At 72.2% G+C, this 21,144-nt stretch carries 22 protein-coding genes; 11 read left to right on the forward strand and 11 right to left on the reverse strand.

Annotated elements, in window-relative coordinates; genetic code table 11:
- The first annotated feature begins 91 nt into the window (after positions 1-91).
- Positions 92-2,368, forward strand: coding sequence for a WD40/YVTN/BNR-like repeat-containing protein (locus ACFQO7_RS11330; protein WP_376806315.1), 2,277 nt, complete (start codon positions 92-94; stop codon positions 2,366-2,368).
- A gap of 73 nt (positions 2,369-2,441) precedes the next feature.
- Here ACFQO7_RS11330 and ACFQO7_RS11335 read toward each other — a convergent pair whose 3' ends face one another.
- Entirely contained in the window at positions 2,442-3,434 is a 993-nt protein-coding gene (locus ACFQO7_RS11335; protein WP_376806316.1) for a hypothetical protein, read from the reverse strand.
- A gap of 211 nt (positions 3,435-3,645) precedes the next feature.
- Between ACFQO7_RS11335 and ACFQO7_RS11340 the strand changes: the two genes are divergently transcribed.
- Complete coding sequence (locus tag ACFQO7_RS11340; protein ID WP_376806317.1) at positions 3,646-4,353, forward strand: GbsR/MarR family transcriptional regulator; 708 nt, start codon at positions 3,646-3,648, stop codon at positions 4,351-4,353.
- Positions 4,354-4,469: 116 nt separating this feature from the next.
- Positions 4,470-4,901 (forward strand): STAS domain-containing protein, encoded by a 432-nt coding sequence (locus ACFQO7_RS11345; RefSeq protein ID WP_376806318.1) that lies wholly within the window; start codon positions 4,470-4,472, stop codon positions 4,899-4,901.
- 4 nt (positions 4,902-4,905) lie between these two features.
- Here the strand turns inward: ACFQO7_RS11345 and ACFQO7_RS11350 are convergent, their stop codons facing one another.
- The 5 genes from ACFQO7_RS11350 to ACFQO7_RS11370 all read right to left on the reverse strand — a co-directional run bounded on the left by ACFQO7_RS11350 (position 4,906) and on the right by ACFQO7_RS11370 (position 10,005).
- Positions 4,906-5,664: a DUF427 domain-containing protein gene (locus ACFQO7_RS11350; protein ID WP_376806319.1), complete on the reverse strand. Its 759-nt coding sequence runs from the start codon at positions 5,662-5,664 to the stop codon at positions 4,906-4,908.
- An 82-nt stretch (positions 5,665-5,746) separates the two neighbouring features.
- Positions 5,747-7,174 (reverse strand): rifampin monooxygenase, encoded by a 1,428-nt coding sequence (rox, locus tag ACFQO7_RS11355; RefSeq protein WP_376806320.1) that lies wholly within the window; start codon positions 7,172-7,174, stop codon positions 5,747-5,749.
- Between the two features lie 202 nt (positions 7,175-7,376).
- The gene (locus ACFQO7_RS11360) at positions 7,377-8,006 is read right to left on the reverse strand and encodes a response regulator (RefSeq protein WP_376806451.1); all 630 of its coding nucleotides are present in this window, start codon (positions 8,004-8,006) and stop codon (positions 7,377-7,379) included.
- A gap of 22 nt (positions 8,007-8,028) precedes the next feature.
- Positions 8,029-9,135 carry a MacS family sensor histidine kinase gene (gene macS, locus ACFQO7_RS11365; protein WP_376806321.1) on the reverse strand — a complete coding sequence of 369 codons (1,107 nt, stop codon included), beginning with the start codon at positions 9,133-9,135 and terminating at the stop codon, positions 8,029-8,031.
- 51 nt (positions 9,136-9,186) lie between these two features.
- The gene (locus tag ACFQO7_RS11370; protein ID WP_376806322.1) at positions 9,187-10,005 is read right to left on the reverse strand and encodes a hypothetical protein; all 819 of its coding nucleotides are present in this window, start codon (positions 10,003-10,005) and stop codon (positions 9,187-9,189) included.
- A gap of 119 nt (positions 10,006-10,124) precedes the next feature.
- On the opposite strand from ACFQO7_RS11370, the gene ACFQO7_RS11375 reads away from it, so the two are divergent.
- Entirely contained in the window at positions 10,125-10,748 is a 624-nt protein-coding gene (locus ACFQO7_RS11375) for a hypothetical protein (RefSeq protein ID WP_376806323.1), read from the forward strand.
- 407 nt (positions 10,749-11,155) lie between these two features.
- Complete coding sequence (gene bluB, locus ACFQO7_RS11380; RefSeq protein ID WP_376806324.1) at positions 11,156-11,785, forward strand: 5,6-dimethylbenzimidazole synthase; 630 nt, start codon at positions 11,156-11,158, stop codon at positions 11,783-11,785.
- 424 nt (positions 11,786-12,209) lie between these two features.
- Here the strand turns inward: bluB and ACFQO7_RS11385 are convergent, their stop codons facing one another.
- From ACFQO7_RS11385 to ACFQO7_RS11400, 4 genes are all read right to left on the reverse strand, one after another.
- On the reverse strand, positions 12,210-13,004 hold the full coding sequence (locus ACFQO7_RS11385) for a class I SAM-dependent methyltransferase (protein WP_376806325.1): 795 nt from the start codon (positions 13,002-13,004) through the stop codon (positions 12,210-12,212).
- A gap of 76 nt (positions 13,005-13,080) precedes the next feature.
- Entirely contained in the window at positions 13,081-13,485 is a 405-nt protein-coding gene (gene sodN / locus ACFQO7_RS11390) for a superoxide dismutase, Ni (RefSeq protein ID WP_361048980.1), read from the reverse strand.
- Positions 13,485-13,994, reverse strand: a complete 510-nt coding sequence (locus ACFQO7_RS11395) for a flavin reductase family protein (RefSeq protein ID WP_376806326.1) — start codon at positions 13,992-13,994, stop codon at positions 13,485-13,487. The genes sodN and ACFQO7_RS11395 overlap by 1 nt, the downstream gene beginning before the upstream one ends.
- A 128-nt stretch (positions 13,995-14,122) precedes the next feature.
- Positions 14,123-14,668, reverse strand: coding sequence for a CGNR zinc finger domain-containing protein (locus ACFQO7_RS11400; protein WP_376806327.1), 546 nt, complete (start codon positions 14,666-14,668; stop codon positions 14,123-14,125).
- Positions 14,669-14,756: 88 nt separating this feature from the next.
- Here ACFQO7_RS11400 and ACFQO7_RS11405 point away from each other — a divergent pair, with 88 nt between their 5' ends.
- From ACFQO7_RS11405 to ACFQO7_RS11425, 5 genes are all read left to right on the forward strand, one after another.
- A complete protein-coding gene (locus ACFQO7_RS11405; protein WP_376806328.1) occupies positions 14,757-15,206 on the forward strand; it encodes a VOC family protein in 450 nt (149 codons plus the stop codon).
- A gap of 9 nt (positions 15,207-15,215) precedes the next feature.
- Positions 15,216-16,079 carry a pyridoxamine 5'-phosphate oxidase family protein gene (locus ACFQO7_RS11410; protein WP_376806329.1) on the forward strand — a complete coding sequence of 288 codons (864 nt, stop codon included), beginning with the start codon at positions 15,216-15,218 and terminating at the stop codon, positions 16,077-16,079.
- A 10-nt stretch (positions 16,080-16,089) separates the two neighbouring features.
- Complete coding sequence (locus ACFQO7_RS11415; RefSeq protein ID WP_376806330.1) at positions 16,090-17,169, forward strand: winged helix DNA-binding domain-containing protein; 1,080 nt, start codon at positions 16,090-16,092, stop codon at positions 17,167-17,169.
- 74 nt (positions 17,170-17,243) lie between these two features.
- Entirely contained in the window at positions 17,244-17,717 is a 474-nt protein-coding gene (locus ACFQO7_RS11420) for a (2Fe-2S)-binding protein (RefSeq protein WP_376806331.1), read from the forward strand.
- On the forward strand, positions 17,714-19,921 hold the full coding sequence (locus tag ACFQO7_RS11425) for a xanthine dehydrogenase family protein molybdopterin-binding subunit (protein ID WP_376806332.1): 2,208 nt from the start codon (positions 17,714-17,716) through the stop codon (positions 19,919-19,921). The genes ACFQO7_RS11420 and ACFQO7_RS11425 overlap by 4 nt, the downstream gene beginning before the upstream one ends.
- Before the next feature lie 17 nt (positions 19,922-19,938).
- Here ACFQO7_RS11425 and ACFQO7_RS11430 read toward each other — a convergent pair whose 3' ends face one another.
- Positions 19,939-20,478: an arsinothricin resistance N-acetyltransferase ArsN1 family B gene (locus ACFQO7_RS11430; protein WP_376806333.1), complete on the reverse strand. Its 540-nt coding sequence runs from the start codon at positions 20,476-20,478 to the stop codon at positions 19,939-19,941.
- A 48-nt stretch (positions 20,479-20,526) separates the two neighbouring features.
- Here ACFQO7_RS11430 and ACFQO7_RS11435 point away from each other — a divergent pair, with 48 nt between their 5' ends.
- On the forward strand, positions 20,527-21,096 hold the full coding sequence (locus ACFQO7_RS11435; protein WP_376806334.1) for a helix-turn-helix domain-containing protein: 570 nt from the start codon (positions 20,527-20,529) through the stop codon (positions 21,094-21,096).
- The last annotated feature ends 48 nt before the right edge of the window (positions 21,097-21,144 follow it).

The raw sequence follows: 21,144 nt of genomic DNA on the forward strand, positions 1-21,144 counted from the left end.
ACCGGTCACCTCTAGAGCTTTAGATGTATGGATGCGTAGCATTGCATGTCTAGCCGGGGTGGGGAATATGAGATCATCACTGGGTTTCAGCTTGACCGTCCTGTTGAGCCTGTCGCTGGCCGCATCCGCCAACGCGCACGGCCTGCCTGCCGACGTCGTCATCGGACCTGACGTCGCCGCCCTGGAAGCGCTGGAGGGGGCCGCCGGGCCGTCCGGCGCCGACGAGTGGTTCCTGGCCCAGCGACTCGGCCCGCGCCAGACCGGCGACCTCGTCGCACTGTCAGGGCGCGCCCGCGCGCAGGCGGAGCGGATGGGCGGCGGCGCGTCCACGTTCGCGGCGCTGCCCGCCTGGCAGTCGCTGGGCCCGACGAGCCTCGGCGGGCGGGTCACCGACCTGGTCGTCGACCCGTCGGTCGCCAACACCGTGTACGCGGCCACCGCCTCGGGCGGGGTCTGGAAGAGCACGGACTCGGGCAGCACGTTCAACTACGCGTGGGACGCGGCCATCACCCAGGCCATAGGCGCGATCGCGATCACCAGCGCGGGCGTCCTCTACGCCGGGACCGGCGAGGCCAACCCCGGCGGCGGCAGCGCCTCGTTCCCCGGCACGGGCGTCTACCGCTCGACCGACCGGGGCGCGACCTGGCAGCCGATCGGCCTGGCCGGCACCAACCGGATCGGCCGGATCGTCATCGACCCCACCAACGAAAACCGCATCCTGGTCGCCGCCACCGGCAACCTGTACGTGCCGGGCGGCGACCGCGGCCTCTACCGCACCACCGACGGCGGCGCCACCTGGACGCAGATCCTTGCCGGAGCCAACACCACCACCGGGGCATCCGACGTCGCCCTCGACCCGGCCGACCCGAACCGGATCTACGTCACGATGTGGGACCACCAGCGAATGCCGGGCAGCCGCCGCTACGGCGGCGTCGGCTCCGGCCTGTTCCGCTCCACCAACGGCGGCACCAGCTTCACCCGCCTGGGAAGCACGCTGCCGCCGTCCGGCACCAACGTCGGCCGGATGGGCGTCGCCGTCGCCAAGAGCGACCCCAACCGGCTGTACGCGATCGCAGCCAACGCCACCGGCAACTTCCTCGGCTTCTGGACCTCCACCAACCGCGGCGACACCTGGACGCAGATCACCAACACGTCGGCGCTGAACTCGTCGCAGTCCACCTTCGGCTGGTGGTTCTCCCGGATCTTCGTCGACCCGGTCGCGCCCCAGCACATCTTCGTGCCCGGCGTGCCGATGCTCGAATCGAGCAACGCCGGCGGCAGCTGGACCAGCAACTCCAGCTCCTTCCACGTCGACCAGCACGCCGTGGCGTTCGACCCGCGGGTCGCCAACCGCGTGTTCTTCGGCAACGACGGCGGCATCTACCGCTCCACCGCGAACGGCTCGCTCAGCGGCAGCTGGACCAAGACCACCCGGCTGGGCAACATGCAGTTCTACACCGTCGCGGTGTCCCAGCAGGACGTCTCGCGCATCAGCGGCGGCCTGCAGGACAACGGCTCGGTCCGGTCCTGGTCGGCCTGGGGCTCCTACTACGGCGGCGACGGCCTGCAGAACCTCATCGACCCCACCAACCACCAGAAGGTGTACGCCTGCTCGCAGAACGGCTCCTGCGGCCGCTCCACCAACGGCGGCAACTCGATGAGCGGCTTCGGTTCGACGACCTCGGACCGCCGGGCGTGGCTGACACCGGTGGTGTTCGACCCGTCGAACCCGGCGATCATGTACTACGGCGGCAACCGCCTCAACCGCTCCACCAGCTCGGCGCAGAGCTGGACCGCGATCAGCGGCGACCTCAGCCGCGGCAGCAGCGGCAGCGCCAGCTACAACACCATCTCGACGATAGCCGTGGCCAAGACCAGCGCCGCGACGATCTACGTCGGCACCGACGACGGCCGCATCTGGGTCACCCGCAACACCGGCAGCACCTGGACCGAGATCGGCACCACGCTGCCGCAGCGCTGGGTCACCCGGCTCACCGTCGACCCGACCGACGCCAACCTCGTCTACGCGACCTTCTCCGGATACACCACGGGCGACCCGGCCGCGCACGTCTACCGCACCACCAACGGCGGAACCAGCTGGCAGCAGATCTCCGGCAACCTGCCCAACGCGCCCGTCAACGACCTGGTCCTCGACCCGCAGAACCGCAACGCGCTCTACGTCGGCACCGACGTCGGCGTGTTCACCTCCACCGACGCCGGCGCCACCTGGTCACCGGCGGGCACCGGCCTGCCCGTGGTGTCGGTCATGGACCTGGCCACCGCGGTCTCCGGCGGCCGCACCCTGATCACGGCGGCCACCTACGGCCTGGGCGTCTACCGGCTCGACGTCGGAGCGCCCGTGCTGTGAGCAGACCGCCCACGCCTACCTTTCTGCGAGTCGGGCGGATCACCGGCCGCGAGGTCCGGTGATCCGCCACGCCTCACCGGGAGTGGACCGCGTGTTCCAGCGGCTGCGGATGCACCGGGTCGGGTCGTTCGGTGCCCGCCATCAGGACCGCGGTGGCCGTGCCGGTGGTGACCACGATGAGCGCGGCGAGGGCGAGCAGCGTGGCGGCGTCCGGGTGGATCAGTGGCTGCCCGCGGCCCGTCTGCCACGCGAGCAGGGCGAGCAGGCCGGTGCAGGCCGTGCCGGCGACGGTCACGAGCCGGGCGCGCACCACCTCGTCCTGCAGGACCCGGCTGCGGCGGGCGAGCACCTGGAGCAGGAACGCGGTGAGCAGCAGGGCGTGAATCGCGTGCAGCCCGAAGAAGTGCGGCACGCGGAAGTCGCCGCCGGTGGTGCTCCAGTGGGTGAGGAGCATGCCGTTGCCGTCGGGGTCGCCGATGCCGTGGCCCTGGTACATCCTCACGGAAGTGCCGTTGGTGTCGACGACCGTGCGCTCGTGGATGCTGGTGGCCATCCACCAGATCGGCACCAGCATTCCCGCGGTCGACAGCAGGATGCCCCAGCGCACGGCTCGGGTGAACGGGCGGTCCAGGGCGCGCTGGGCCAGCAGCACGCCGGCGATGACCAGCTGGGTGATGAGCAGGCCGGCCACGCCGTAGGTGAACAGCTGGGTCATCGCGACGGTCACCGGGTCGTCGACGTTGGCGTTGAAGTGGCTGAAGGTGCCGCGGGCGGCCTGCACGGCGATGCCGGCGACCTCGGCCGTGGCCGCGACGGCGAACACCGTTCCGGCCCACCAGCCGGTCCGCCGGGCTTTGCGCAGCTTCGTCAGCAGCCAGGCGAGCGTGCCGCTGTAGAGGGTGAAGGCGATGCCGAACTTCAGCGGCTTGACCCACACCGACTCGGCCAGCAGCAGCCGGTCGTCGAGCAGCAGCCCGGCGACGGAGACCAGCACGAGACCGAGCATGAGGGTCACGTTCGCCATGAGCGGGCGGTGCCAGGTGCGCCAGGGGTGGAGCAGGTTCATCAGGTTCTCCCCGTCGTGAGGTTTTCGACAGTTCGAAACGCTACGTTGCGTTCATGGTTTCGGCAATCATGGATGACATTTAGAACCGCATAATGCCAGGTGAATAGGCAGGAATCGTTGCAACGACAGTGACCCCGAATGCAACCCATGATTGCAATGAGATCGAGTGCGGCCGCATACTGGCGAGGCGACAGAGCGAAGGGGGCGAAGGATGCCTGGTGGACGGCTGACGTTGCAGGATCGCCAGCGCATCGCGGCCGGGCTCGCCGAGCGCCTCGGGTATGCCGAGATCGCCCGCACGCTGGAGCGCCCGACCTCGACGATCACCCGCGAGGTGCATCGCAACGGCGGGCCGCTGGCTTACCGCGCCGACCGCGCCCACCGCGCCGGCGAGAGCAGGGCCAGGCGCATGCCGGCCGATGCGGCGGCGAAGCGGGCTCCGGTGGCCGAGGCCGCCGCCTACGGGCGCGACGCCGAGGCCGTGCGGGCCTTCGAGGAGCAGCTCACCGAGCTGACGGCGCGCACCGGTCTCACTCGGATGGCGGCCAGGATCCTCGCGCACCTCTACACCACCGACAGCGGCAGCCTCACCGCCGCCGAACTCGTCGCGCACCTCCAGGTCAGCGCGGCGTCGGTGTCCAAAGCGGTCGGGGATCTGGAGCAGCAGCAGCTGATCCGCCGCGAACGCGACCCGCGGTCCCGCCAGGACCGGTATCACATCGACGGCGATGTCTGGTACAAAGCGTGGCTCGCCAGCTCCCGGATGAACACGACCCTGGCGCAGATCACCGGGCAGGGGGCACAGATCCTCGGCCCCGACACCCCGGCGGGCGCGCGCCTGCGCGGCACGAGCGACTTCCTCCAGTACCTCGGCCAGGCGATGCTCGACGCCGCGGAGCAGTGGCACCGCGACTCCTGACCGGGGTCCGCACCGCGTTGTTGTCCAATCGTGACCTGATTCGAGGATTGACGGGCCGCCGTTCGGGGAAGCGTCAGCGAATCCCGACCATCACAGCGACGTGAGCGAGCGGACAGATGACCGAGAAGCTGGAGCTGCGCCTGTACACCTCACCGGTGGGCGTATACCTGACCGCCCGCGGGCGGCTCGACTCGACCGCGGCACACCAGCTGGGAAAGGCGATCGGTGTCGTGCTCGAACGCTTTCCCACCGACCAGCTCACCGTCGACTGCGCGGGCCTCGACGCGATCGACGCCGCGGGGATCAGCGTGCTGATGCTCTTCCGGACCAGTGCGCTGCGGCTGGGCGTGCACCTGACGGTCGCCGACCCGCCGCCGCACATCCGCGCCGCCATCGAGGCGCTGCGAGCCGAACAACTGCTCGCGGCCGCCCCACACGAGCAGTTGTTCGGCGTCGACCAGCCCGCCGACGGTCGCCGCTCCAGGGGGCTGCGGTATCACTGCCTGCACCCGTCGACGGCGGCCCGGCGTCCACGCCGTACCCGATGAGCCTTCAGCTGAACTTCGTCTTGGGTCGTTTCTGCAGCACACCGTCCACATAGAGGTCCACCTTCTCGTTGTAGAAGGAGACCAGCCCTTCGATCTTCCGGCTCTCGTGCAGCGGCGTGCGGTACGACCACACGAGGTCGTCGTGCACCGTGTCGCCCGCCCGCACCGACCAGTACTCGGCCTGGCCCTTGTACGGGCAGTGGCTGACCGTGTCGGTGGGCTTGAGCAGGTCGAGCCGGACGTCGGTCTTCGGCAGGTAGAAGCGCGGCGGCAGGCCGGTCTCGAACAGGACCATCGGGCGGTGCGATTCGGCCACCGTCACCCCGTCGACCTCGACCCGCACGTGGCGCGAGCTGGCCAGGATGTCGACCCGGGTGTGCGGGTCGCGGGGATGGGTGTAGACCTCCTCGTCCTCCTCGAACCAGGCGTCCATGGCCGCCCACTCGAACCGCACCAGATCCCGCAGCTCCGGGATCGGCGAGTTCTCGTACCGCACCGCCGCGTCCTCGGCCGTGCGGTCGCCGACCCGCATCGTGTACAGCGCGCCCTCGCCCATGCCCGTCGACGCCGTCCGGCCGGTCGGTTGGAGCAGCTCGGTGTGCACGTCCTCGACGGGCAGGTAGTAGGCCGGGTAGTAGGGCACCTCCCAGACGAGCACCGGCCTGCTCGTGTCGGCCACGACCTGGCCGTTGAAGTAGGCGCGTACGCGCTTGCCGCCGTGCTCGATCCGGGTGCGGGCACCCGTGCCGGTGGAGATGCTCATACTCCGGTCAACGAGGCGGTCCCCGGGGCGCATTCCACCCGCACATCGGCGGGGTGCCCTGGACCGGGCACCCCGCCGATGTTCAGCCGATGGGCGCGCCGAACCAGCGCGGCAGCCGATCCAGCAGCTCCTGCTGATCGTCACCGACCCAGGCGACGTGGCCGTCCGGGCGTAGCAGCACGGCGGGCACGTCGAGCTCCTCGCTGACGTCGACGACGTGGTCGACCAGATCCGCCCAGCCGTCGACCGACAGCCGGCCGGTCTGGTCGAGCAGCAGCCCGCGGCCGGCGTGCATGAGCCCGTACAGCCGCCCGCGCTTCAGTTCGACGTCGCGCAGCCGCCGGCCGAGCAGCTCGTGGCCGCCGCCGAAGTCGTACCGGATGCCGATCGCGGTGATCTTCTCGATCAGGTGCCGGTTCACCTGCTCGAAGTCCATCAGCTCCGATATCAGCCGGCGTACCGCCTGCGGACCCGGTTCGGTGGACATGAGCGTCATCTGCGCCCGGGTGTTGTTCAGCACGTCGGCCGCGACCGGGTGCCGTTCGGTGTGGTAGCTGTCCAGCAGCCCCTCCGGGGCCCAGCCGTTGACCTCCGCGGCCAGCTTCCAGCCGAGGTTGAAGGCGTCCTGCACGCCCAGGTTGAGGCCCTGCCCGCCGGTCGGCGGGTGGATGTGCGCCGCGTCGCCGGCCAGCAGCACCCGGCCGACCTGGTAACGCTCGGCCTGCCGGGTCGCGTCGCCGAACCGGGACAGCCAGCGCGGCGAGTGCACGCCGAAGTCGGTGCCGGCGATGGCCCGCAGCTGCTGCCGGAACTCGTCCAGCGTCGGGGCCGTCGTGCGGTCCTCGACCACCCCCTCGGCGGGCACCACGACCCGGTAGACCCCGTCGCCGATCGGTCCGAGCCCGAACCGCTTCTGGGTCTGGCGGACCTCGGCGACCACGGCGGCCACCTCGTCCGCCGGCATGGTCGCCGCCATCTCGCCCAGCAGCGTCTCGACCGTGGCGGGCTCGCCGGGGAAGCCGACCCCGACCAGCCTGCGCACCGTGCTGCGGCCGCCGTCGCAGCCGACGAGGTAGCGCGAGCGCAGCCGTGTGCCGTCGGCCAGCTCGACGGTCACCCCGCGCTCGTCCTGGTCCAGCCCGGTCAGCTCGCTGCCGCGCCGGATCTCCGCGCCTAGCTCGGCGGCACGTTCGGCCAGCAGCCGGTCGGTGGTGGGCTGCGGGATGCCCAGGACGTAGCCGTGGGCGGTGTCCAGCCGCTCCGGGGAGGGCTTGTCGATCCCGGCGAAGAAGCTGCCGAGCGGATACTTCCTGCCGTGTTCGAGGAACCGGTCCAGCAGCCCGCGCTGGTCCATGACCTCGATGCTGCGTACGTGCAGGCCGAGCGCGCGCACGTAGGCGGCCGGTTCGGTCTCCTTCTCCAGCACGAGCACCTGCACGCCGTGCAGCCGCAGCTCGCAGGCCAGCATCAGGCCGGTGGGCCCCGCCCCGGCGACGATCACGTCGATCATGAAATCCCCCTACCGCACCGCGCGCCGCAGCAAGTGACGAAAGCGCGCTTACTTCGCGAATACCTGATTTCCGCAGGTTCTGGTGTCGGCTGGAGATTCTGCAGCATGACGGGGGTCTTGCCGCAAGACCGGGGGTGCGGTATACGTTAATAGTGGCAGGGAGAGTGGTCTCCTTGCCTTTTCTGTTCCCGGAGAGCAGCGCTCAGTCGTCGAGGCCCTGCTCGATGGCGTAGCGGACCAGCTCCACCCGGTTGTGCAGCTGCAACTTGCCCAGCGTGTTCTGCACGTGGTTCTGCACCGTGCGGTGCGACAGGGTGAGCCGCTCGGCGATCTGCCGGTAGCTCAGCCCCTTGGCGACCAGGCGCAGCACCTCGGTCTCCCGCTCGCTGAGCCGCGGCGTGTCCGGGCCGTCCCCGGGCGCGGCGGCAAGCCTGCGGTACTCGCCCAGCACCAGTCCCGCGAGCCCGGCGGTGAACACCGCGTCGCCCTCGGCGGTCCGGCGCACCGCGTCCAGGAACTCCTCCCGCGCCGCCGACTTCACCAGGTAACCCGCCGCGCCGGCCTTGACGGCGTCGAGCACGTCCTGCTGCTCGCCGCTGGCCGACAGCACCAGCACCCGCACCTGCGGCAGGGCCGCGACCAGGCCCCGGATCACCTCCACCCCGGACAGGTCCGGCAACTGCAGGTCGAGCACGACGACGTCGGGGCGCACCGACGGGCCGATGCGCACCGCCTGCCCGCCCTCGCCGACCGCGGCCACCACCGTGTACCCGGCGTCGGTCAGGTCACGGGCCACCCCGTCGCGCCACATCGGATGGTCGTCGACCACCATCACGTCCACCACGGCCGTCAGCCTAGCGGGGCAGCGGCACCCGCAGTTCCACCTCGGTGCCCTCGCCGGGGCCGCCGGTGATGGCGACCGCGCCGCCCAGGTCGCGGATGCGGCCCTGGATCGACTGCGCCACCCCGAGCCTGCCCGACGCCGCGGCCTCGGCGAGCCGGCCCGGCGCGATCCCCGGCCCGTCGTCGCGGACCGACACCGTGACCGCATCCGGTTCCTTTTCGACCAGCACCCAGACCCGCGTCTCGGGACCGCAGTGGACGGCCACGTTGTCCAGCGCGCTGCCGGCCGCCGCGGCGACCTCCGCCGCGACCGCCGCGGGCAGCAGCACCGGCGTCGCGGGCATCGCGACGGTGACCCGCGGGGAGCCGTACCGGCCCAGCAGCAGGCGCAGGTCCGCGCTGCCCGCGGCCGCCGCCTCGTCCTGCACGCCCACCAGCGAGCGCAGCACCGCCTCCTGCTCACCGGCCAGCCGCCCCAGCTCCGCGGCCTCGCCGCCCAGCTCCGTGCCGCGGCGCTGCACCAGGGCGAGGACCTGCAGCACCGAGTCGTGGATGCCGCGGGCCAGCCGCTCGCGCTCGCGGGTCGCGGCGTCCAGCTCCACGGCCCGCTGCATCCGGGTCTCGGCGTCGTCGGTCAGCCGGGACACGTACCCCATGACCCCGCCCGCGAGCAGCAGCAGCACCGTGCCGTTCGCGGTCGCGGAGGTGATCTCGCCGCGCAGGAACAGGTCGGCCGCGCCGAGGATCAGCGCGGCGATCCCGCCCGCCCGGCGGCCGCCGCGCAGCGCCCACACCAGCACCGCGCCCGCCACCCATGCCATCGGCAGCGTCGGCCCGCCCGAGGCCAGGCGTTCGGCCGAGACGACCAGGTTGGACACGAGCAGGCAGGCCAGGGTGACGGCCAGGTCGGCCGCCAGCCAGGCCCGGCTGCGGCCGGCGGGGTCGTGGTAGCGCACGCCGGTGACGGCGGTCCAGGCGGTCATCGCCGCGAGCACCGCCCAGCCCAGCCAGGGCCGGGTGAAGTCGCGGAACCCGGCCAGCATCAGAATCGTGGCGTACACCAGCGCGGCCACCCGGAACACGGTGACGGCCCGCCACAGCGGCGCCTGCAGTCCCACCGGCGGTCCCCTTCCCGCAGCCGTCGATCCGCGCCGAGCGGCCGCCCGGGATCACGCCGTCCGGGATCGCGGCGTTTCGGCCGCCCGCGTCGAGCGCACCCGGTGCCAGATCTCGTCCGGGCAGTACGCTACATCCCGGCGTCGCAGATCGAACCGCCTCACCCGCCGGACCACGAGTTCGAGGAAGCCGTCCTCGACGGCGTGCGGGTCGGCGCTGCCGGTCCAGAACGGAACGTGGTCGCCGCGGTGCGACTTGTCCTTCGACGTGATCTGCAGGACCTCCAGGTGATCCGGGTGCACGCGCAGCACGACGAACGGCCGGTCCTTGGACCCGTCGCCGTCGCGGAACCCGATCTCACCCCACCAGATCTCCTGGGGGCGCGGGTCGGCCCCCGCGGTCGGGCCCTGCGGCGCGGCCTGCGTCCGGCGCGGCAGTTTGCGGTCGAGCAGCCGGAGCACGAAGTAGAACAGCAGCGCCGTCGTTCCGGCGGCCACCGGGCCGACCAGCGGCAGCGACGTCTCCAGCGTCAGCGGCTGCTTCCCGGCCGTGACCGGCGGCACCGTGCCGCCGAGATACCGCTGGTGCAGCACCAGCGCCAGCAGCGCGGTGCCTGCGGCAAGCGCGATCAGGACGCCGGCGCGGACGAGATGGACCTGGTGCCGGGGGTGCACCCTGCCGCGTCCGGCGAACCGGACCACGAGGTAGGCCATGACCGGCGCGAGCGCCACACCGACCCACCACGACGGGTACGCCCCGATCTGGCCGGGGTCCGCGGCCAGCAGGAACGCCACGATCGCGGGCGAGGCGAGGATCGTTCCGGGAATGGAGATCGCCAGACTCGCGAGGAACGGCCCCACCAGGATGAGCATCAGACACCCGCACCCGGACGGGTTGTTCCGCCGCGCCATCGGCAGTTCCTCCACTTCGGACGACCGCGTGATCATAACGAGGCACCCGACGGGTCGTGGCAAGTGCCTAATATGGCGCGATGAGTGAACAGATCCACCAGTCGACACCGTCCGTGGTGCCGCCGCCTGCCGGCCGGTCATCGTGGCTGCTCGTCGGTGCGGGGCTGGGCGCGATGGTCGCCGCGTGCCAGCTCGCGGTCCTGATCGGTCCGCTGCTCGGCGCAGCCCGGCAGGCCCTCGACCTGACGGTGACCGGGCTGACGATGGTCGTCGTCGCGCAGCTGGCCGCGATGATGTCGGGATTCGCGGCCGGATACCTGCTCGGGCGGCGGGCGCCTGCGGCGGTGACCGGATCGTCGCTCGTGCTGATGCTGCTCGGCGCGGTGGTCGCCGCGTTCTCGCCTTCGGCGGCGATCCTGACGATCGCCGTGCTGCCGGCCGGACTCGGTCAGGGCGCGGCGCTCGGCGCCGGCGCCGCCTCGACGGGCCAGGCAGGCGAGCGGCGGGCACAGGTGCGGCTGGCCCTCGGCTTCGCCGTGTTGGTGGCGCTCGCGTTCGGCGCGCTGCTCGGCTGGTTCGCCACGAGGTCGTTGAGCTGGCGGCTGGCCTGCCTGGCGACGGTGCCGTCTGCCGTCGTCGCGCTGCTCGCGGTGGTGGTCATCGCGGTGGCCGCGTCGGTGCGCGGCACTCAACCAGGGCGCTGAGGTCTCCGCCGCGATCCGATCGACCGGCGAATCCGACCGACTCCAGGTGGCCGAGGAACTCGTGCACCGCCGGCGACCACGAGCCCATCGGCCGGTGCACGTGGCCGCCGCGGCGCACGATGCCGGCTGTCATCCGGCCGCCCACCAGTGCTTCCTCCCCGTCCATCGGTTCAGTATCCACGGCAGACGCCTGCTCACGGGACGTGAGGCGACCGCGCATTCGTGACGAACGGGCCACCCGAGCCGGTGGGTCTGCGGTTGGTCGCGTATCCGGGCGTGGCCGCGCCGATGGCGGTGCTGCTCGGCATCGGCGGTAACGTGTCCGGTGGCACGAACTGTTGCGAGGTGCCTCGCCCTGGGCGGGGAGCATCGGGAAGCCGGTGCCCGACAGCAGCGGGAGCCTGCCCATGGTCAGTGAGTTGTACGACGTCATCCACCGCCGCCGGGACGTGCGTGGACAGTTCACCGGCGCCGCGATCCCGGCCGAGGTGCTCGCCCGGGTCCTGGACGCGGCGCACGCCGCGCCGAGCGTGGGCCTGACGCAGCCGTGGGATTTCATCGTGGTGCGCGACCGGCCGCTGCGGGAAGCGTTCCATCAGCACGTACACCGGGAACGCGAGGTGTTCGCCGCCACGCTGGACGCCGAGGCCGCCGAGCGGTTCGCCCGGATCAAGATCGACGGGGTGCTGGAGTCGACGCTGTCGGTCGTGGTGACCTACGACCCCGACCGAGGATCTCCCGCGGTGCTGGGCAGGCACGCGATCGCCGACGCCGGGCTGTACTCCGTCTGCCTGGCCATCCAGAACCTGTGGCTGGCGGCCACGGCGGAGCAGCTGGGCGTCGGGTGGGTGTCGTTCTACCGCGAGGAGTTCCTGCGGGAGCTGCTCGCCATTCCGGCCGGGATCCGCCCGGTCGCCTGGCTCTGCCTCGGCCCGGTCACCCACCTCGAAGCCGTGCCCGACCTCGAACGGCACGGCTGGCGCCGCCGCCGGCCACTGGACGAAGCCGTCCATGCGGACCGGTGGACACCTCGCTGAGCGTGGCGGTCTCGATGCCCTCCACCGTGACCGGCAGCGCACTCGGGTTGCGCATCGGGAACCGGCCCGGGTAGCGGACGTCGGGGCCCGAGGCATGGCTCATGTCCATCTCGCTGCTCCCGGTCCAGTGCTCGGCCGGCCGCGGGTCGCCGAGGTCGAGACCGCCAGGAGCCAGCTCGTAGAACCGGGCCACCACCTGCCACGTGCCGACGACCAGCAGCACCAGCACGAGGGCCCCGACCCGCAGCACGGTCGACCGCCGTGGGTCCTGCCTGGGCACGGGTGTGACGTCGCGACCGCGCGGGTCGCCCGGCTGTGGCCACAACGGATCGTCCTCCGGCATCACCTGGAGGACGGAGTCTCGCCGGGCCAGGGCGTCGGCCGGCAGCGGAGTCTCTTCTGCGGCACCGGTCACCGCGACAGCCTAGACATGATCGGCAGTCTGCGCCGCCCCTGCCGAAGCCGTGATGAGCACGGTGTGTTTGCGTACGCGGAAGCTGCCGTCGGTGTCGATCCGGGCCTGGACGTGGTCGCGGGCCGCGGTGAACTGCTCCGGTGTGAGCGGCTCGGACGCCAGGCTGGCGAGATAGGTGAGGACGGGGTCGGGGCTGGGGACGTCGAGATCCCCGTGGTATCGCTCGACGGCGACGTCGGTGAAGTAGCGCGCCAGGTAGGCGGGCCCGGTCTCGGCGGTGAAGTCGTTCTGGGTGGCGTGCAGGGTCAGGTCGGGGCGACCGATCGCGGGTCCGATGGCGTTGAGTTCTTCGAGGTGGTCGCGGCCGTTCACGGCGACGGCCAGCCGCCCGCCCGGACGCAGCACCCGGGCGAACTCGCGCAGCGCGGCAGCCGGGTCGTCGACGTGGTACAGCATGTGGTTGGCGATCACGGTGTCGAAGGCGGCATCGCCGAACGGCAGGTCCGTCGCGTCGCACTGCCGCACACGCGCTTCGGGGACGGTGCGCAGCTGCTCGCACATCGCGCCGGAGAAGTCCGTCAGGGTGAGGCGGACCCCTCTGGTGACGTGATCCACGTGGGTCCACAGTTTTCCGGTGCCGGCGCCGACTTCGAGTACGTCGCCGGCCAGCGGGAGCCGCTCGCCGAGCCAGGAGAACCAACTCTGCGGGTTCGTGCCGTAGGCATGCAGCGCGATGCGAGCGGTGAGGTTTTCGGTCGTCGTCGCGTACTGGCTGACGGCATGCGCGGACGGCGTCGAGGTCATCGTCGCATCGTAGATCGAGTCGCGTAGCGCGGTGGGGCACCTCGCTCGTGGTCGTCGCGGGGTGCCCCACCGCGGCTCAGGCCTGCTTGGTCTCCCAGAAGATCTTGGAGATCTCCTCGATCTTGCCCAGCAGCTGCTCGGCCACGGCCGGGTCGGCCTGACCCTTGGTGCCGGCGGCACCGGACAGCTTGGTGGCCTCGTTGAACAGCTGGTTCAGGTTCGGGTACTTCTCGAAGTGCGGGGCCTTGAAGTAGTCGGTCCACAGCACCCACAGGTGGTGCTTGACCAGCTCGGACCGCTGCTCCTTGATGATCAGAGCCCGGGTGCGGAACTCCGGGTCCGTGTTGGCCTGGTACTTCTCGCAGATGGCCTTGATCGACTCAGCCTCGATCCGGGCCTGGGCCGGGTCGTAGACGCCGCAAGGCAGGTCGCAGTGGGCGCCGGCGACCAGGCGCGGGCGCAGCAGGTGGGACAGTCGCATCAGGTTGCCTCCGGTGACAGTGGTGAGGTGTGGAACTTCCTGGCGTGGTAGATCAGCTGCCCGTCGTCGGGTCCGTGGAAGACGTCCAGGACACCGGCGACGACGACGGTCGCGTCGCCGACCGGGACCTGCCGCAGCGGCCTGACCCGAAGCGCGGCCAGCGCGCCGGGCAGGAACGGCTCGCCGGTCGGCAGCGTGCTCCAGCCCTGCTCGGCGGTGAAACGAGGCCCGCCCGCGCGGGAGAAGTCCCGGGCCACCGCCACGTGCGCAGGCCCCAGCAGGTGGACGACCAAGCTTTCGGCCCGCAGCAGGTGCCGCGCCGACCGGGTGCCCATGACGGAGAAGGACAGCGCCGGGGGTGTGAGCGACACCGACGCGACGCTGGAGGCGGTCAGCCCGACCGGGCCCTGCGGCCCCGCCGCGCAGATGACCGCGACCCCGGTCGGGTAACGGCCGAACGCCTCCCGGAACCGGATGCCCACCTGGTGCGGGGCAGCTGTGTGATCCACAGCCGCGACGCTAAAACCTCAACCGCGCTTGATGTCAAACCCGCCGGCCGGCGAGGCATACGTCTCCGTGCGCCTACATCTATTTTGATGTGCTCACATCAAAATAGATGTAGGCGCGGTACGCGGGGTCACTTGCCGCGCGGTGATGCGGGCTGCTTCTGGCGGTCGTGGTGGCGGGCCACCCGTGCCCGGTTCCCGCAGGCGTTGCCGCACCATTCGCGGTTGGGCCGGTCGCGCAGGAACAGCAGCACGCAGCCGGGCGCGGCGCAGACGCCGAGGCGGCCGGTGGCGAGCAGGTCGACCGCGTCGGCGGCGACCTCCGCGAGCGCGCCCGGCACGGGCTTGCCGTCGTGCCGGGCGGTCACCGTCTTCGCGTCGGAGGCGAGTTCCTGCCAGCGGGGCGCCGTCCGGGCGGCGGCGTTCAGCCGTTCGATGTCCGCGCGGTCTGCCGCCCGGCCGGCCGAGGCGGCGACCGCGATGGCGCGCAGGGCATCCCGCAGGTCGCGGGCGGCGGCCAGGTCGGTGCGGCTGACGCGCGGCGAGTCGACGGGTACGGCGAACAGCGGCTCGGCGGCGTCGAGCCATGCGGCGAGGTCCGCCGGAGCCTGAAGCTCGTCGCGGATCTCGCCCTGGCGAGCGTGGAGGGTGTTGGCCAGCTCGATCGCAAGTCGCATGCCCTAATGCTATCTCTCGTTGAAGCCATTAGCTCACCGTGCTACCGTTTAATGGGCACCAGGCGATTTACCATTAGAAGGGTGGGACATGAGCGACCACGACATCACCACGGGCCATGTCGGGCTGAACGTCACCGACCTCGACCGCTCCGTCGGCTTCTACCGCCAGGCGCTCGGCGTCGAGGTCGTCGGCCGTTCGGACGCCGACGGCCGGCGCTACGCCTTCCTGGGCCGTGGTGGCACGCCGATGATCACCCTCTGGCAGCAGAGCGCCGCGCCGTTCGCGGCCGACCGCGCCGGACTGCACCACCTGGCCTTCCAGGTCGCCGACGGCACGGACCTGGCCGAGGTCGAGCATCGGCTGCGCGCGCTCGGCGCGACCATCCGCGACGACAGCGGGGTGGCCGGTGAGCCGGCCGCCGCCGGGCAGCTGTTCTGCTACGACCCCGACGGCATCCGCCTGGAGTTCTACGCCGTCGAGCGTCCGCCCCGGCCGGCACGCGCCGCCACCGACGGCCCCGCCTGCGGATTCTTCTGAGCGCGCGCCATGGCCAAGCATCCAGGAGAGGTGTACGTCCAGCGCCGGTCCGGCTTCGACCGGGACGGGCTCGGCTCGGCGGGCATGGGCGTGCGGCTGCCGGAGGTCGCCCGCCGGTTCCTCACCGACCAGCGCCTGCTGGTGATCGGCGGAGCCGACTCTGCGGGAGCCCTCTGGGCGAGTCCGCTGTACGGCCCGCCGGGGTTCGTGCACGCCGACGGCGAACGCGAGGTGATCGCCGAGACCGTGCCCGCCGCCGGCGACCCGCTGCACGGGGCGTTCGCCGCCCCGAGCCCCATCGGCGCGCTCGTGTTGGAACCGGCCACCCGCCGGCGCATGCGCGTCAACGGCACCGGCCACGACCAGGGCGACCGACTCGTCGTCACCGCCGACCAGATCTTCGCGAACTGCCCGAAGCACATCACCCCACGGGAGGTCCGCGGCGAGGTTCATGCCAGCCCGGCCGCGGCGGTCGGCGACCGGCTCTCTGCCGGGCAGCGGCGTTTCATCGCCGACGCGGACACCTTCTTCATCGCCAGCAGCGCCGACGGCCACGGGGTGGACGTGTCGCACCGCGGCGGCGACCCGGGGTTCGTCCTCGCCCGCGACGCCACCACGCTGTCGTGGCCGGAGTATCGCGGCAACGCCATGTACATGACGCTCGGCAACCTGCACCTGCAACCGAGAAGCGGCCTGCTGTTCGTCGACTGGACCGGTGCCCGGCCCGCGCTGCGCCTGACCGGCCGGGCGAGCATCGACTGGGACCCGGGCCGGGTCGCCGAACATCCCGGCGCGGAAAGGATGATCGACTTCGTCGTCGACCGGGTCGTCGAGACCCCGGGACCCGCACTGGCGTGGGACACGGTGAGCTAACTTCAACGCCGTGACCCGCCCTGCCGATCATGAGCCTTGGCGTCGCACGCGTGCCCGAGCGCAGCTGCTGGCCGGTGGCCGGCGCGCCGACACGGCCGCCGACGTCGTGCGGCGGGTCTTCGCGATCCAGGCCCAGGACGCTACCGCCGCCGCCCTCGGCATCCGGGTGCGCGGGCGCGACCTCGGCGCGCAGGCGGTCCGGACCGCGTACGAGGGGGACAGGTCGATCGCGCGTAACTGGTTCATGCGCGGCACGCTGCACACGATCCCCGCCGAGGACGTGCGCTGGGTCACCCGGCTGCTCGCCCCGCGGGTGATCGGCGCGACCCGGCACCGCTACCGCGACCTCGGTCTCACCGACGATCTGATCGACCGGGCCGACGACCTCGTCGAGGAGGTGCTCGGTGCGCAGGGGCCGCTCACGCGGCACGAGCTGGCCGAGCGCCTCACCGTCCTCGGCGTCGACCCGACCGGCCAGGCGCCGTTCCACCTGATCCGGCACGCGGCGCTGGTCGGGCGGGTGTGCCACGGGCCGGTGCGCGACGGCGAGCAGACGTATGTGCCGTTGGACGACTGGGTGCCGTGGCCCGCCGAGCCCATGCTGACCGACGATGCGGCCGTCGCGGAACTGGCCCGCCGGTACCTCGCCGCGTACGCCCCGGCGACTATGGACGACTTCACGTCCTGGTCGGGCATCGCCGTCACCGCGTCGCGCCGGGCGTGGCAGGACCTGGCCCGATCAGGGGCGATCGTCGTCGACGGCGACGCGGCGGTCCTGGCCCGGCAGGAGCCCGCGGACGGGTCTGCGACGCCGGACGTGCGCCTGCTCCCGGCCTACGACAACTACCTGACCGGTTACCGCACCCGCCAGGAGTCGGTCGACGCCGCCCATGAGGCGCGCGTGTGGCCCGGCGGCGGGGTGATCCGGGCGACCGTGCTGGTCGACGGGCGGGTCGCGGGCACCTGGTCGCGCGGCTCCGGCGGGCGTGCGGTCACCGTGGACCTGTTCGAGCCACTGTCCGAACAGGTCCAGGCCGATGTCGAGCGGGAGGCGGCCGCCGTCACGGGGTTCCTGCATCCGGCCGGCTGAGCCGATCGACGGCAGTGGAAGTACCGGACGCGGCTGCCTACACTACGTCGCATGGTCATCGGAGAGCGGACGCGATGCGGCTGCTGATAAACGGCCGGCACCACGAGATCGAGCACGGTGACGAGCCGCTGCTGTGGGTGCTGCGCGACGAGCTCGGCCTGACCGGCACCCGGTACGGCTGCGGGATCGGGAGCTGCGGCTGCTGCACGGTGCTGCTGGCCGGCCGGCCGACGCGAAGCTGCCAGATCACCGCCGCGGAGGTCGGCGACCGCCCCGTGGTGACGTTGGAGGGTCTGGCCGAACGCGGACCCGACGGCCAGGTCGTGGCCCTGCACCCGGTGCAGCAGGCGTTCGTGGAGACGCCGCTGCAGTGCGGCTGGTGCCTGCCCGGCCACGTGCTGACCGCGGTCGCCCTGCTGGCCCGCGACCCCGACCCGGACGAGGCCACGATCGCCGAGGCCGCGAGCCCCAACCTGTGCCGGTGCGGCGGCTACAACACCATCAAGGCCGCGGTGGCCCGCGCGGCCGAACTGGCGCGCGACGCATGACCGCCGACGACACCGCACCGCCCGAACCGGACGTGCGTCCCCGGCGCTGGCGGGTCGCCCGGCGCAGGCTGCTGATCGGGGCCGGGGCGACGGTCGGGTCGCTGCTGGTGGGTGTGCCGATCGCGCTGGAGTACGGCAGACCGAGCCTCGCCCAGTGGATGCTGGAGCGCGGCACCGGCACGGCCGAGATCCCCGAGTCGTCGCTGGTCTGGTTCGAGCTGACCGGTGACGGCATCACCGTGCACGTGCCGAAGATCGAGATGGGGCAGGGCATCCACACCGCCCTGGCGCAGATCGCGGCCGAGGAACTGCGGGTGCGGCCGGAGCAGCTGGCCGTGGTCCAGGCCGACACCGCCCGCGGGTTCCCGGCGGCGACGTTGTTCACGTTCGGGTCCACGTCGGTCGCGTCGCTGTACACCCCGATCCGCGAAGCGGCCGCGGCCGTCCGGGAGATGCTGGCGATCGAAGCGGCGCGGCAGCTGAGCGTCGACCGGGCGCAGCTGACTGCCGCCGACGGTGCGTTCCAGGTCGCGGGGACGGACCGCGTGCTCGGCTTCGGAGAGGTCATCGCCGCGCACCAGGGGCCGTGGCAGGAACCGGGGGAGCGCCCGGCGCTGCGCCCGGCCGGTGAGTTCACCAGCATCGGCCGGTCCGCGCCCCGGGTCGACTTCCGGGCCAAGGTGCTCGGCGAGGCGACCTACGGCTACGACGCCCGGCTGCCGGGCATGGGCTACGGCGCGTTCGCGGTGCCGCCGCGCTTCGGCGCGCAGCTGGAGAGCGCCGAGCCGGGCGACGCCGCCGGGATGCCGGGCGTCCTGCAGGTCGTCATCGACGTCGAAGCAGGGTTCGCCGGCGTGGTCGCCGACACCAGGACCCGAGCCTGGGCGGCGGCCCGCGCCCTGCGGACCACCTGGAGCGAGGGCACCCGGGTCGACACCGGCGCGCTCGAACGGCAGGTCACCGCCGGGGACGGCGTGGTGCTGCGCCGCGACGGCTCGATCCGCGACGCGCTGTCGCGGGGCCGGCTCGTGCAGGCCGAATACCGTACGCCGATGGCCGCCCACGCCCACCTGGAGCCGCTGGCAGCGCTCGCCGCGGTGGAGCCCGGACCGGCCGGCAAGGTCGAACTCTGGGTGCCGACCCAGAGCCCGGAGAGTGTGCTGGAGGACGTGCGCGCCGCGCTCGGCGAGGAGCGCGCGGTCGTCGTCCATGTCACGCAGCTCGGCGGCTCCTTCGGGCGCAAGGGCGGCCAGCACTTGGCCGTCGAGGCCGCGCGGCTGTCCGCGGCCACCGGCCGGCCGGTGCACGTCGGCTGGACCCGCGACACCGACCTGCGGCAGGCGTTCTACCGGCCGCCTACGCACACGAAGATGCGCGGCTCGGTCGGGCCGGACGGCATGATCCGGGGCGTGGAGCAGGTCAGCGCGGCCGGGGACATCATCTGGGCCGTCGCAGGCCTGCCCGAGCCGGTGCGCAGCCTGATCGGGTTCGACCCGGGCGGCCTGCTGGGCCTGTTCCTGCCGTACGACCTGCCCGCGTACCGGCTGGTCAACCGGCGTGAGCAGTTGCCGGTGCCGACCGGGCCGTGGCGCGGACTGGGCCTGATGCCGAACACGTTCGCGCTGGAGAGCTTCTTCGACGAGCTGGCCGAGGCCGCCGGGACCGACCCGCTGACCTACCGGCTGGCGCACCTGCGCAAATCCGGTGAGCAGGGGGAGCGGCTGCGCACGGTGCTGCGCACGGCGGCACAGATGGCCGGCTGGCACGAGTCGCTGCCCGCCGGGCGGGGCCGGGGCATCGCCTGCTCCGGCGACGCCCGCACGGTGGTCGCGGTCGTCGCCGAGGTGGACCTGTCGGGCGGGCGGCTGCGGGTCACCGGGGTGGACGTGGCCGTGGACTGCGGCCTGGTGGTCAACCCGGCCGGGGCGAAGTTGCAGGCCCAGGGCTCGGTGGTGATGGGACTGAGCTCGGCGCTGCGGGAGGAGCTACGCATCGAGGACGGGCAGGTCGTGTCCGACAACTTCGACAGCTACCCGATCCTCGCGATGGCCGACACGCCACCGGTGCGGGTGACGTTCGTCGGCGGCGGCGAGGTCCCGTACGGGATGGGCGAGCCGGTCGTCGGCCCGGTGCCCGCCGCGGTGGCGAACGCGGTCCACGCGGCCGGCGGCCCACGGCTGCGGAGCCTGCCGCTACGCCTGTGACCGTGCGCCTTCGCGGGTCACCGTAGTTCGGCCGGCGGGGCGGTGGGGTCCTCGTCGGGCGTGAGGTCGAGCTGCAGCCACGTGACGTCGTGCCAGGCGCCCAGCTTCCAGCCGACCTTGCGGTAGGTGCCGACGTCGGTGAAGCCGAACGAGTGGTGCAGTCCCATACTGGCCTCGTTGGGTTGGGTCACGCCGCCCATCACCCGGCGGTAGCCGCGGGCGGCGAGGATGGGCAGCAGGGCGGCGTACAGCGCCCGCCCCGCGCCGGTGCGGCGGCGGCCCTGCTGCAGGTAGATGCTGGCGTCGCAGGCCCAGCGGTACGCGGCCCGGGTCCGGTGCCCGGTGCCGTAGGCGTAACCGGCGACCGCACCGTCCACCTCCAGCACCAGCCACGCGTGGCGCTCGTTGGCCGCGTCGATGCGGCGGGCCATCTCCGCCATGGTGGGCGGCTCGGTCTCGAACGTGATCGTCGTGTCGGTGACGTACGGCGCGTAGATCGCGGCGCAGGCGGCGGCGTCGTCCGCTGTTGCGCGGCGGATGTTCCCATCCCAACTCATGCCGACTATAGTAGCCATCATGTTTACTATAGTGTCAACGGCCCGACCGTGACCGACGATCTCGGCAGAGCGCTCGCGTCGACCGTTCGCGCCGCCCGCGAGGTGCGTGGTCTCACGGTCGCCGCCCTGGCCGACGTCTCCGGCGTGTCCCGCGCGATGATCTCGAAGGTCGAGCACGGCGAGGCGCAGCCGACCGCGGCCCTGCTCGCCAAGCTGTCCGTCGCGCTCGGACTCACCCTGTCGGAACTGATCGCGCGGGCCGAGGGCACCGCGGGGCAGGTCGCGCGACGCGACGAGCAGCAGGTGTGGACCGACCCCGAGACGGGCTACACGCGCCGCGCGGTCTCGCCACCGGGGAGCGCCGCCCTGGAACTGGTAGAGGTGGAGCTGCCGCCCGGTGCCGAGGTCGCCTACCCCGCGCAGGCCTACCGCTTCATCAGCCACCAGATCTGGGTGCTCTCCGGACACCTGCGCTTCGTCGAAGGCGAGCAGGTCCATGAACTCGACGTCGGCGACTGCCTGCAACTCGGCCCGCCGGCCGACTGCGTGTACGTCAACGCGACCGCAGCCCCATGCCGCTACCTGGTCGTGCTCGACAAGCATGGCCGCCCCAGATAGCTGATCGAAACACGTGGAGCGGTTCGCGGACGTCGCCCGCGAACCACT

Origin of the sequence: Catellatospora aurea, assembly GCF_042663325.1 — a bacterium.
Taxonomy (GTDB): domain Bacteria; phylum Actinomycetota; class Actinomycetes; order Mycobacteriales; family Micromonosporaceae; genus Catellatospora; species Catellatospora aurea.

Excerpts from the sequence above, each read along its gene's own strand:
- ACFQO7_RS11335 (WP_376806316.1), bottom strand. The coding sequence starts at position 3,434 with ATGAACCTGCTCCACCCCTGGCGCACCTGGCACCGCCCGCTCATGGCG.
- ACFQO7_RS11420 (WP_376806331.1), top strand. The coding sequence starts at position 17,244 with ATGCGGCTGCTGATAAACGGCCGGCACCACGAGATCGAGCACGGTGAC.
- sodN (WP_361048980.1), bottom strand. The coding sequence starts at position 13,485 with ATGCGACTGTCCCACCTGCTGCGCCCGCGCCTGGTCGCCGGCGCCCAC.
- ACFQO7_RS11350 (WP_376806319.1), bottom strand. The coding sequence starts at position 5,664 with ATGAGCATCTCCACCGGCACGGGTGCCCGCACCCGGATCGAGCACGGC.
- ACFQO7_RS11410 (WP_376806329.1), top strand. The coding sequence starts at position 15,216 with ATGGCCAAGCATCCAGGAGAGGTGTACGTCCAGCGCCGGTCCGGCTTC.
- ACFQO7_RS11405 (WP_376806328.1), top strand. The coding sequence starts at position 14,757 with ATGAGCGACCACGACATCACCACGGGCCATGTCGGGCTGAACGTCACC.
- ACFQO7_RS11360 (WP_376806451.1), bottom strand. The coding sequence starts at position 8,006 with ATGGTGGTCGACGACCATCCGATGTGGCGCGACGGGGTGGCCCGTGAC.
- rox (WP_376806320.1), bottom strand. The coding sequence starts at position 7,174 with ATGATCGACGTGATCGTCGCCGGGGCGGGGCCCACCGGCCTGATGCTG.
- ACFQO7_RS11340 (WP_376806317.1), top strand. The coding sequence starts at position 3,646 with ATGCCTGGTGGACGGCTGACGTTGCAGGATCGCCAGCGCATCGCGGCC.
- bluB (WP_376806324.1), top strand. The coding sequence starts at position 11,156 with ATGGTCAGTGAGTTGTACGACGTCATCCACCGCCGCCGGGACGTGCGT.
- ACFQO7_RS11425 (WP_376806332.1), top strand. The coding sequence starts at position 17,714 with ATGACCGCCGACGACACCGCACCGCCCGAACCGGACGTGCGTCCCCGG.
- ACFQO7_RS11375 (WP_376806323.1), top strand. The coding sequence starts at position 10,125 with ATGAGTGAACAGATCCACCAGTCGACACCGTCCGTGGTGCCGCCGCCT.
- ACFQO7_RS11385 (WP_376806325.1), bottom strand. The coding sequence starts at position 13,004 with ATGACCTCGACGCCGTCCGCGCATGCCGTCAGCCAGTACGCGACGACG.
- ACFQO7_RS11430 (WP_376806333.1), bottom strand. The coding sequence starts at position 20,478 with ATGAGTTGGGATGGGAACATCCGCCGCGCAACAGCGGACGACGCCGCC.
- ACFQO7_RS11345 (WP_376806318.1), top strand. The coding sequence starts at position 4,470 with ATGACCGAGAAGCTGGAGCTGCGCCTGTACACCTCACCGGTGGGCGTA.
- ACFQO7_RS11370 (WP_376806322.1), bottom strand. The coding sequence starts at position 10,005 with ATGCTCATCCTGGTGGGGCCGTTCCTCGCGAGTCTGGCGATCTCCATT.
- ACFQO7_RS11400 (WP_376806327.1), bottom strand. The coding sequence starts at position 14,668 with ATGCGACTTGCGATCGAGCTGGCCAACACCCTCCACGCTCGCCAGGGC.